The sequence below is a fragment of the Nostoc sp. T09 genome, assembly GCF_002154695.1.
Lineage (GTDB): Bacteria > Cyanobacteriota > Cyanobacteriia > Cyanobacteriales > Nostocaceae > Aulosira.
Map to the genome: position 1 here is coordinate 32,299 of NZ_MTAV01000131.1, position 11,124 is coordinate 43,422.

Annotated in this window: 6 protein-coding genes and 1 pseudogene; 2 read left to right on the forward strand and 5 right to left on the reverse strand. The window is 42.5% G+C overall.

The window, feature by feature from the left end; genetic code table 11:
* Positions 1 to 109: 109 nt before the first annotated feature.
* The 5 genes and pseudogenes from BV372_RS24770 to BV372_RS24790 all read right to left on the reverse strand — a co-directional run bounded on the left by BV372_RS24770 (position 110) and on the right by BV372_RS24790 (position 8,942).
* Entirely contained in the window at positions 110 to 2,866 is a 2,757-nt protein-coding gene (locus tag BV372_RS24770) for a CHAT domain-containing protein (protein ID WP_086689149.1), read from the reverse strand.
* Positions 2,867 to 3,508: 642 nt separating this feature from the next.
* Positions 3,509 to 6,095, reverse strand: a pseudogene (locus tag BV372_RS24775) (polynucleotide kinase-phosphatase).
* 159 nt (positions 6,096 to 6,254) lie between these two features.
* Entirely contained in the window at positions 6,255 to 7,019 is a 765-nt protein-coding gene (locus tag BV372_RS24780; protein WP_086689150.1) for a tRNA(His) guanylyltransferase Thg1 family protein, read from the reverse strand.
* Complete coding sequence (locus tag BV372_RS24785; protein WP_086689151.1) at positions 7,009 to 7,458, reverse strand: ATP-binding protein; 450 nt, start codon at positions 7,456 to 7,458, stop codon at positions 7,009 to 7,011. The genes BV372_RS24780 and BV372_RS24785 overlap by 11 nt, the downstream gene beginning before the upstream one ends.
* A gap of 101 nt (positions 7,459 to 7,559) precedes the next feature.
* Positions 7,560 to 8,942, reverse strand: a complete 1,383-nt coding sequence (locus tag BV372_RS24790; RefSeq protein ID WP_086689152.1) for a 3' terminal RNA ribose 2'-O-methyltransferase Hen1 — start codon at positions 8,940 to 8,942, stop codon at positions 7,560 to 7,562.
* A gap of 378 nt (positions 8,943 to 9,320) precedes the next feature.
* On the opposite strand from BV372_RS24790, the gene BV372_RS24795 reads away from it, so the two are divergent.
* Positions 9,321 to 9,758 carry a hypothetical protein gene (locus BV372_RS24795; RefSeq protein WP_086689153.1) on the forward strand — a complete coding sequence of 146 codons (438 nt, stop codon included), beginning with the start codon at positions 9,321 to 9,323 and terminating at the stop codon, positions 9,756 to 9,758.
* A 685-nt stretch (positions 9,759 to 10,443) separates the two neighbouring features.
* On the forward strand, positions 10,444 to 10,893 hold the full coding sequence (locus tag BV372_RS24800) for a hypothetical protein (RefSeq protein ID WP_086689154.1): 450 nt from the start codon (positions 10,444 to 10,446) through the stop codon (positions 10,891 to 10,893).
* The last annotated feature ends 231 nt before the right edge of the window (positions 10,894 to 11,124 follow it).

Here is an 11,124-nt window from a genome sequence, read left to right on the forward strand (position 1 = left end):
CCTTTACCCTTTAACCTTTTCCCCTTAACCAATTCCGAGTTAAAAATGCTTAACCGAGCAGTATTGCCTCTAATCCCTTCTGCCCTCTGCCTCCTGCCCTCTGCCTTCCCTACCGCCATTCCCCCTGTACCGTAAAAGCTGCCCAGTAGTGCGGACTACGCCATTTAGGATTTTCCCACAACGTCTTCTGTGCTGCACGCAATGCCTCAGCTGGCTTTTTATCTTGCTGCAACATTTGCTTATAAAATTCCTGCATTAATACTGATGTGCCTTCATCGCTAACTTGCCACAGGGATACCGCCACCCGCGCTGCACCCGCGTACATCAAGCCGCGTGTTAAGCCGACTAATCCCTCACCGTTGACGTTTTTACCCAGTCCAGTTTCGCAAGCACTCAAGACAATTAACTCTGCTGGATAATCTTGGTTAAATAAATCTGCCAAGCGCAAGTAACCGCTAATGGGGTTGCCTTTTTTATCAACTAAAGACAGTACAATCCCTGATAGCTCTGGTTGGTCAGAATTGACAAAACCGTGAGTAGCAAAATGGAGAATGCGGAATTGATTTAAAGTGCCACTAGTTGCCCAATTGTAGTTAGCATCAAAGCTCAAGGCTTGCAAGCTGTTTGCTGCTGGTATCAGTTTTAAAATTGCTTGTGCTTCTATTTGTGTATATTTGAGCCTGTCCCAACCTTTACGTTTGAGGCTTCTAGCAGAACGGGAGAGGGCAGAACGTTCAAGTTCAAGGTTAGGGGCGAGTTGGGATGTTTCGGGTTTACCTGTGACTCGCTCATCAGTAGCACTATATACTGGGTCTGCGAGAATAGCTAAAGCTTTCGGTGCAGGTTGACGCTTGGCGAGTTGTTGACGTTGAAAAGCAATAGTTGAGGCTGAGGGTAAATTCACGATTTCATGATTGAGCATTAATGGCTGGTATTTATTGACGCTAGGATCAGCCAACGCTGCAAAGGGAATTGTTTGTAATGCACCATCAGCCACAATTACCAAACGCTTTCCGGCTAATTTATCAGCGACGGGTGCGAGGATAAGCTTACTCAGTTTTCTTGCCCTGGCAATCGATAGGTTTGTTGCATCTGGTTGTTGCAAACTTGAAGGGAAACTTCTGACAACTTCTTCTATTTCCTGGTTTGGGGGAAGCGTATAAACTTGCATCGATGTAGGAGTGACAGCCCACAAATAACTGCGTTCTTCTCCCAAAGAATACTGCAACAGCAACGTGTCTCGATCGAGTTGTTGTTGAATTTGCGGTAATTTGAGAATGTCTTTTTCGGGGTCTGGATTTGTCAACTTTGCATATGCTGGGCTACTAGCACGAATTTTGGCTTGCAGTTCTTGATATTGGCTAAGAAGATTTGTGATTTCTATGGTTAGTTTTTCAATAGATTCTTGAGTAGTCGAGTCGTTTTTATTTGCTGAAGTTTCTAAATTTCGCCGCAGTGTATCCTTATCATCAATTTGCTGCCGTAAATCACGTTCTTGTGCTAGTAGTTGTGGGTTCGCACCTTTTGTGATTTTGGCATTCGCTTCGTTTAACAACTCTATGAGACTTCGGGCGCGGGAGCGTTCGCTGTAGTGCAGAGCTAATGCGTCATATCCTTGTGATGGGTCTTTTTTGTGCAGTTCCATCAACAGGTCAATGTAGAATTTGTAATAACCTTGCTTTGTAGCAAAGTAAGAAGTACGAAGGTCTTTGCTGACAATTTTGGTGCGTAATTCTTCAATAATTTTGATCGCTGCTTCTATGTTAGTGCGGGCTGCTTGCAAGTTACCGCGATCGCGTTCTAGCCCAGCGAGGTTAGAAAGGGTAGTAGCAAAGCCTGCTTTATTACCCACCTCCTTTAACAAAGGCAGAGCCAAGTTGAAGAATTTGAGTGCTTGCTGCTTGTCTCCTAATGAGTTGTAGGCATAGCCAATATTGTTGAGGGTTCTTGCTTCCCCTGCTTTATCTCCCACTTCGTTAATCAAAGGCAGAGCTAAGTTGTACAATTTGCGTGCCTGCTGCTTGTCTTCTAATGAGTGGTAGACTAAGCCAATATTGTTGAGGGTAGTAGCAACCCCTGCTTTATTGCCCACCTCCTTCATCAAAGGCAGAGCCAAGTTGTAAAATTTGAGTGCTTCTTGCTTGTCTCCTAATGACTGGTAGACAGCGCCAATATTGTTGAGGGTTTTTGCTTGCTGTACTTTATCCCCCACTTCCTGACTTAAAGGCAGAGCCAAGGTGTAGAATTCGAGTGCCTGCGGCTCGTCTCCTAATGAGTAGTAGACTAAGCCAATATTACTGAGGGTAGTAGCAACGCCTGCTTTATACCCCAGCTCCTTCATCAAAGGCAGAGCCAAGTTGTAGAATGTGAGTGCCTGCTGTTTGTCTCCTAATGAGTCGTAGACTAAGCCAATATTGTTAAGGGTAGTAGCAACGCCTCCTTTATTCCCCACTTCTTTACTCAAAGGCAGAGCCAAGTTGTAAAATTTGAGTGCCTCTTGCTTGTCTCCTAATGAGTCGTAGACTAAGCCAATATTGTTGAGGGTAGTAGCTTGCCATTTTTTATCTCCTGCTTTCTGCCACAAAAAGAGCGCTTCTTGCAATTTTTCTATTGCCTGTCTCAGTGATTCTGCTGTACCTTGTTTGTAAAATTCGCCTGCTTCAATATAGGCTTTTTGTGCTGCGGTATCGGTTGCATCTTGCTCTGTTGTGGTTGGTTGCTGTGCAATTTGCGTTTGTTTAAGTATGGCTTGTGCCCCCACAGACTCGGATAATAAAATTACACTCAGCAAGCAAATTAAACTGTAAAGCTTAAACGTGGGTTTTAGATATGTAGAAAAGTGGCTTTTTGTGGTTTTCTTATTCATATTTGAGTAGTTAATTATGCACAGCGTCTTATACCGCATCAATGCAGTGTGCCAAGTTAAATAATCAATTATAGACAGAATATATACTGAGCTACATGGTTAAATTTAAACCTTACATGAAAATTGAATGAGGCTGGTTTTCGATTTAGCAACAAAATTCCAAGACATTCTCTATTGAGACGCGTGCAAGCAGACCGATGCATTAATATAACAAGCCGATGCAACTCAATTGCAGAGAACTTATGCAGCGTTTTGACACTATATATAGCGGTTTTGGTTGAGCACTCTTGAGGGCACGGCACTGCCGTGCCCCTACCCATGTGTGTATTTTTGTAATCTCCAATCCACAGGGGTAATCATATTGCCACCTCATGCAATTCAATTGCAGGTCGATGTTTTGTTATAACAAGTCGATTTTTTGCTGTAACAGGTCGATTTTTTGTTATAAAAGTTGATGTTTTACTACAACAAATCGATTCTTTGCTATAACAAGTCGATGTTTTGTTATAACAAGTCGATGTTTTGTTATAACAAATCGATTTTTTGCTATAACAAATCGATTCTTTGCTATAACAAATCGATGTTTTACTATAACAAATCGATTTTTTGCTATAAAATGCAATCAAATTGCAGGGCGATGTATTAAAGTCGTGGATCTACTGGTTCGCTCTCCAATGCTAAAATGCCGAAAACGCATTCATGGACGCGACGCAGTGGGGTATTGTTGACGAATCGCTCTAATGCTTCCACACCAAGAGCAAATTCGCGCATAGCTAGAGAACGTTTCAGGGATAACCCCCGTTGACGCAGGCGTTCTAGATTCTCTGGGCTAGAGTATTCTGGGCCGTAGATAATACGCAGATATTCCTGTCCGCGACATTTCACCGCTGGTTGTACAATCCCCCGGCTACCTTGGACGATGTATTGCATGGGTTTGACTACCATTCCTTCTCCCCCAGCTTTGGTGAGTTCTTCCCACCAATGAACACCTTCGGCTTGGCTACTAGGATCTGTTAAATCGATGATTTTGTAAGCAGTGGCGAGGAGTAAAGCTGGATCGGCTTGGCAGATTTTGGCAACTTGTTTCCATGTGCCAACGGTGGTCTTTATCAATATGCACGGCTCCTTCTGTTGCTAGGATGTGGAAAGGAGCCAGCTTTAACTGAGAAATATCGGTGACAGACCAGCAGTAACGGCGATAAGCTGCAACATATTGATGCGCCATGTCTGCGCGTTGTTGGTAATGGCTGAGTTGGCTAGTAACTTCCACACCGCGATCGCTTGCTTGTTGTAACAAAGATACCGCATCATTAAGAGCAAGGCGTGATGCTACTCCCACAGGTGCATACTGCGATCGCAATAATCCCTGCGCTTTCGCTGACCAAGGCATTAATTCACAATCTAAACATACCCAGTCGGTATTAAATGTTTCCCAAAAACCGCTTTCAGATAGGGCTGCATTTACCCGCGCTAGGAGTTCTGCTTCTAATGCTAAATCATCGAAAAATCGCCTTCCGGTGCGAGTGTAGCAAATACCGATACCTTCATCCACCACACCAAAGCGTTTCTCCGCGGCAGCCGCATCTCGGCAAACAATCACTACTGCCCGCGAACCCATGTGTTTTTCTTCGCATACTACCTCAGCAATTTCTTGGCTTTGGTAATAGTTAAAAGCTTGTGCAGGATGTTCTAACAATCCTGGTAATGAGGATGTCGCCACTGGGGACATGGTGGGAGGTAAGTAAATCAGCCATTTGGGATTGGCTGCAAACCGACTCATCACTTCTAAGGCTGCGATCGCATTTTCTTCGCGAATGGTAATGTTAGATTGCAGTCGAGTATTAATGATGCGCTTACCTAAAACATCTTCTATGTGCAAAACGTCATCGAGTTCTTGCTGAGATGTGCGGGTAAAGGTGTTTTGTACCAAAGGTTTCACAGGTTCGCAGTAAGTACGCGCCGCAGGTACACTCACCAGTTCCCTTTCAGGATAGCGCAGAGCAGTCAATTTACCGCCAAAGACGCAACCTGTATCAATATCAATAGTATTATTCAGCCATTCTGCTTCTGGTACAGGAGTATGCCCATATACCACCATTGCTTCACCGCGATACTCACCCGCCCAGTTGTAGCGCACAGGTAAGCCAAATTCATCAATCTCCCCTGTACTTTCGCCATACAGGGCGAACTCGCGCACCGCACCAGAACCCCGTCCTTGCATTTCCTGCTTCATCCCTGCGTGGGCTACGACCAACTGCCCATCATCGAGGAGATAATGACTAACTAGGGAATCTAAAAATTCTCGCAATTCTTTAGTAAACGGTTCCCGCACCGTATCAGGTAACGCCTCAATCTCCTGCAAAGTTTGCTCTAAACCATGATTAACCCGGACATTCTTACCGCGTAGTTTCCGCAACAGCTTGTTTTCATGATTACCAGGAACACAGATTGCTGTACCTGCTGTCACCATGTTTCGCACTAACTTGACTGTATCTAATATCCGGGGGCCTCGGTCTACCAAATCACCCAAAAACACAGCTTTGCGTCCTTGGGGATGGTGGTAAGTGGGAAATTCCCATAAAGAAGATGAGGAAGCAAATTCTCCCTTGTCCTTCACATACCCCAACTGTTGCAATAACGCTTCGAGTTCATCGCCGCAGCCGTGAATGTCACCGATGATATCAAAGGGGCCGTGTTCGTGTTTCAGGTTATTCCACAGTCGTTGACGTTCAATTTCAACTGATTCTATTTCTTCCAGAGATTTGAGAGTGTAGACATAGCGGAAGCCTTCTTTTTCTAAACCCCGTAGAGAACGCCGCAACATTTGGCTATGACGACGCACGACATGGGGGCCAAAATTGCGATCGCTTCTTTGTTGGTTGCGTTCGTGACATAATTCTTCTGGTAGGTCGAGAACGATTGCGATCGCAAAGCAATGATAATCTCGTGCCATTTGCAGCAAATGTTTGCGGTCTTCCATCTGCACGTTAGTAGCATCGATTACAGTTAATTTACCTGCTGCTAATCGTTTAGCGGCGATAAAGTGCAGCACCGCAAAAGCATCACCAGAAACAGATTGATTATTTTCATCATTAGAAACCAAGCCGCGACAGAAATCTGAAGATAGGACTTCAAAGACTTGAAAATGTCGGCGTGCAAAGGTTGATTTACCGGAACCAGAAGCACCGATAAGGACAATTAAAGAAAGTTCGGGGATAGTGATTTTCATAGTTATTAGTAATTAGTCATTTGTTAGTAAATTATTTGTAGGGTGTGTTATGCCGTAGGCTAACGCACCTTGATTTTTGACTGAAAAATACTCAGGACTCAGCACTGATTTGTTGACGGTGCGTTGCGCTGCGCGACAACACACCCTACTGAAAAATACTCAGGACTCAGCACTAACTAATTCGGCAATAAATTTGCTGTATTCATCCTTCATTGGTAAGTCTAAATCTCGCCGGATGCGTCGCCGTGATGCTGGAACAATTTCACCTTTAATTGGGTTAAATCCTTGCTTTTCGTATTCTTCCCAATAAATGCCTACACCTCGTTTATGCCAATTAGGAAGCTGATTAAAATTAATTCCATGTTGGAATAACAATTCGTTTTTATCAGCAACAGATAACCCCTTCATCATGCTGGTTGCTGTTGTAGCATTTTTCCCATCTCGACGTAAACACCAATAGCAATGAGCATTTAGCGCATTTCTGTGAGCATCCTCATTTCGCCAGCGAAAATAATTCACTACTTCTTCTTTGTTGGGAAGCTGAGAAATCCGACAATCAAAGCAGGCTAAAGCACCTAACAGTACTGAAAATTTAGCGCTGGCTTCACCTGCTAAAACTGAATTGAGCTTTCTTAATTTACGGCTGAAAGTGGTTTCGTTGTGAGCAAAAAGTAGAGAGATTTCATCACTTTGGGTATAACCATAAATGATATCGATGCCACAATTCATCAAATGTTCGACTGTTTCTAGCATCAAATCGCGAAAGCGGGTATCAAAAGGAGCCTCAAATTGATGCACTTCTTTTGTTAGTCGGGTAAAGCCGCGTCCATCCAATCTAGCAACTATATAAAGTCCCGGTAACACACAATGATCGTGTGCTGTTTCAAATACCCGCATTCTGCTATCAAGTTCATCAAATTTCACGGTTACATTCCTCAACAATAAATAAATTATTTAATTCAGGTTTAACTGTATAAATGGCATCAAATCCTTCTTCCCAATTCGGCACAACTAGCTTTTTGTAAGTTGCTAACAGCCCGCCTAAAGGAACAATTTGTTTAGGCGGTCTCTGGTTGTTTCGTTGCTTACAATCTTCTAATAAAGCTTGAAAGTAATAACCCACAACCCGGAAACCTTTGGCTTTAGCTGGTGTAATGTAGCGTCTTCTCTCCTCAACAGTGGGATTAGTGTTATCTATTACAAAAGGCTGTTTAGCCTCTAAACAAGCTAGGAAAATAATTTGCTCTCGATGGCGGGTTTTGAGCATATCCAGGTTAATGCGGATGTGGGTATTAAAGAAGCGATCGCGATAAAAAGTAGATTTACCTGCTCCTTGGATGCCTATAAATATGATTGCTTCCATTCATCTGTGGTTCTTAAATTATGAAAATCTCACGCAGAGACGCAGAGACGCAGAGAGTATGAGAGTCGGAAGTTCCCTTCTGCTCCCTGCCTCCTGCATTATTAACAATTAAACACCGCCATTTGTGTAGGTGAACCTACTTCTGTATCTTCTGTGCCTACAGATTGAAATTCCACAGCATAACCAAATCTTTCTGCTACTTGATTTGCCCAATTTTGAAACTCTAACCGCGTCCATTCAAAGCGGTGGTCTTTATGTCGCAGTTTGCCAGCGGGGAGGTTTTCAAATTTAACGTTGTACTCAATGTTTGGTGTTGTCACTATTACTGTTTTTGGACGTGCAAACTCAAATAAAACTCGCTCAAAAGCTCCTAAACGCGGTAAATCTAGATGCTCAATTACCTCAATTACTGTAGCAGCATCGTAACCTTTGAAGCGTTTATCTTGATAAGTAAGCGCACTTTGAATTAGTTGTAAACGTTCCCACTGATTACGGGGAAGGCGCAGGCGGTCTAATCGTTCTTGAGCAATTTCTAATGCCCTGTAGGAAACATCTACACCTGTGATTTTTTCAAAAAAGCTATCTTGGAGCAAGATTTTCACAAGATTACCTTGACCGCAACCTAAATCTATTAATCGCTTGGCATTACTTTGTTTTAAAGCAGCAATTACAGCATTCATCCGCTGCTGATTCAAGCTAATGGGCTTTTCTACCGCCGCTTCTTCCTCAGCATGACTTTCTTCAGCGCTGTCGGGATCGGGATTATCTTCTTCTGCGAGTTGGGCTAAAGCTTCACGAGTTAAGCGATGCTGGCGTTTGAGGTAACGTCTGGTAATTTGCGATCGCGCTGGATGTCCGGTTAACCAACCTTCGCCATGACGCAGTAACTTTTCTATTTCATCCTCACCTACCCAGTAATGTTTATCGTCATCCAACACGGGAATCAACACATAAAGATGACTCAATAAATCGCTGAGTGGTAATCTATGTTGCAGTTCGACTGTAAAATATTGGCTCTGTCCCCAATCAGGAAATTCATCATCTAAAGTGTAACTTTGGGCACTAACAGTGTAACCCAACGGTTCAAATAGTTGGCGCAGAAAACTTTCACCACCACGACAGGGTAAGACAGAGATTTTTACAACTAAAGGAATGGGAGTTTGTGCAAGTTCTGGTTTATCTTTGCAACGACCTGACAATGCAGTGCTAAATACTTGCGCGATCGCCACACTCAAAAATGAAGAAGCAACATAAGGGCGATCGCTTACATACTGTTCTAGCCTTGCACCCTTTCCCCGCACTAACTTCACCGGATCGACATCCAACAGCAACGCCGCCATACAGCGTTCTGGCTGCGCTTGGGGGTAAAAGACGTGCGCCTGTCCAAACGTCAAAGAAAAAGACTGACAACGGTCTGGATGTTTATGTAACAGGTAGCCTAACTCGGTTGCTGGGGAGTGTGTAGTTGCGATCGTTAGCAGCATTCAACTATATCTATCTTTAAAAGATGGGAATAATTAATTAATACTGTTTTAGGTTACGCGATTACGGAAAAAAATGGTGGTGTTGTAGCGGAATGTGAAGTTAGTAGTTGTACTGAATTTTTACAATATGTGACAAAAAGAATATTATTCACAAATGATGGACATCAAGGGGAAATCTTATCCTATTCTTACAGTTATTTTTGCTATAACTATACTGGTTGGTATAGGATTATTATTCACTTTTTGAAATATATAGTAATCCGGTTGGAGTTTTGAAAAAATATTGCGTATCTGTAGAGTGGGCATTGCCCACAACATCTGATTTTTAGTGGACAATGCTCACCCTACACTTAACATTAATTTTTGAGAAAATTTAGTATGAAATATTCAGTTCTATTTTTCTTAGTTATCATTAGTGCGATCGCCGGAAGCAAAAGTGCCTATGCTCAACAAGAAAATCTATTTCCCACAAGGATAAAACCCAATCAGCCTGCTGTTATAGTACCTACAACAGATGAACCCAATCAGGCGGCTGATTTACTAACAGAAGGTGCAACAATTGATAGCAAGTGGAAAAATGTTATCATCCCAACTAATAATCTCATCCCAAATAACAACAGAATTACAGTAGTGCAGGAGCAAGGATGCCGAAAAATGAATCCTTTGGAATTTTTGGAAGATCCAGCAGCGGCCTTTGAAAAATGTCAGCAGCTAAATAATAATCAAACTCCTCCTCCTAGAAGCAGCGAACCAATTGAATATTTAAAAGTGCCTAAACTTGATTCTGGTATTAGTGTGACTGTCACTCAATTTTGATCTCGGCAGTTTCCTGGCAAATATCAATTAGAAAAATCTACCTTGCTAGGACTCATCTGGCAATCTTAAATCATGATTGCCTATTGCCTGCGTCTAGAGCAAGTTAATATAGGACTCATATTTGATTTTTGAAAAAAACTCAGTACAGTTTTATTCCCCTTCTTCCCTGTTCCCTGTTCCCTCCCTATAGACAAAGAATTAAACTTACACAGCGGATTTCAGGTTGGTGAAGTAGAAATATTGTCAAGTGCTATCTCCTAGGCTAAAGCACCTCTAATCGCTTAGAGAAAAAGATGGGAATATTAGACCTGCCTTGAAAATAGAGGCTGAAACAACGCAAAATCGTTCCAAGATCATTTTCATTGTTCCTTGTGAGCGCAGCTCATGAAGTCTCTTGCAAAAATAGTTTTGTACTCTTGGGGGAAAGGGTAAAGGTAAAAGGGAAAGGGTTTTTTTATCCCTTTACCCTTTCCCCCTTACCCTTTTCCCGACTTCTGCAAGAAGTCTATTCATTAATCTATCTATTGGTAGAAATATTAAACTATTTTGTTCGTTGATTTAATCTACAGAAAGAGCGAATTGATCTAACAACTTATGACGCAAGAACCTCTGCCTTGGGATCGATATAACTGATGAGCCTGATGAAGTAAAAATAGAATACTAAATCGCAAGAAGATTGTATTCTATGAAACTAAATTATGTAACGAAACGGTTTTCGACTGTAGGACGCTGGATGGCTACAGCTCTGTTTTGTGTGTCAGCGATCGCATTCGTTTGGCAGGGTGCGTTTTTTGCAAATAACTCCGCAATGGCTGCTCCATCTGCAACCTTGATCGCATCAGCAGACGCTGGTTCAGAGGTTAAAGGGAAAGCTAGTGAAGATGCTGGACGCGCCAAGAATTTCATCCGCGATACAGCAGATAAAGTTGAGCAAACTGCCAGAGATAATGCCAAGCGAGTTGAGCAATCAACAGATAACGATGGTAGTTTTATTGAGCGCAAAGCAAAGAGAGATACCGCTACAATTCACAAAAGAGCAGAAGAAGATGCAGCTCGGACTGAAAAAGCAGTAGATAACACCAAGAATGTTATTGAACGCACTGTTGATAACATCAAGGACACTTTTAGCAAATAGAGAATAGTTATACCGATTCCAAACATCCTTACGAAACATGGATCGGCTGTAGAGACGTTATATGCAACGTCTCTACATTCAAGCTTTTTCAGCCTTATATTTAAACCAGAACTCAGAATTCAGAATTTAGAATTCAGAATGCAATCAGTGGAGGATTTAAACCCATTCATTCGCCAGTCGCACAGAATTCAATTGGAGAATTCTGACTTCTGACTCCTGAATTCTTTATTG

Coding starts and splice junctions, on each gene's coding strand:
- BV372_RS24800 (WP_086689154.1), top strand. CDS start 10,444: ATGAAACTAAATTATGTAACGAAACGGTTTTCGACTGTAGGACGCTGG.
- BV372_RS24795 (WP_086689153.1), top strand. CDS start 9,321: ATGAAATATTCAGTTCTATTTTTCTTAGTTATCATTAGTGCGATCGCC.
- BV372_RS24770 (WP_086689149.1), bottom strand. CDS start 2,866: ATGAATAAGAAAACCACAAAAAGCCACTTTTCTACATATCTAAAACCC.
- BV372_RS24790 (WP_086689152.1), bottom strand. CDS start 8,942: ATGCTGCTAACGATCGCAACTACACACTCCCCAGCAACCGAGTTAGGC.
- BV372_RS24785 (WP_086689151.1), bottom strand. CDS start 7,458: ATGGAAGCAATCATATTTATAGGCATCCAAGGAGCAGGTAAATCTACT.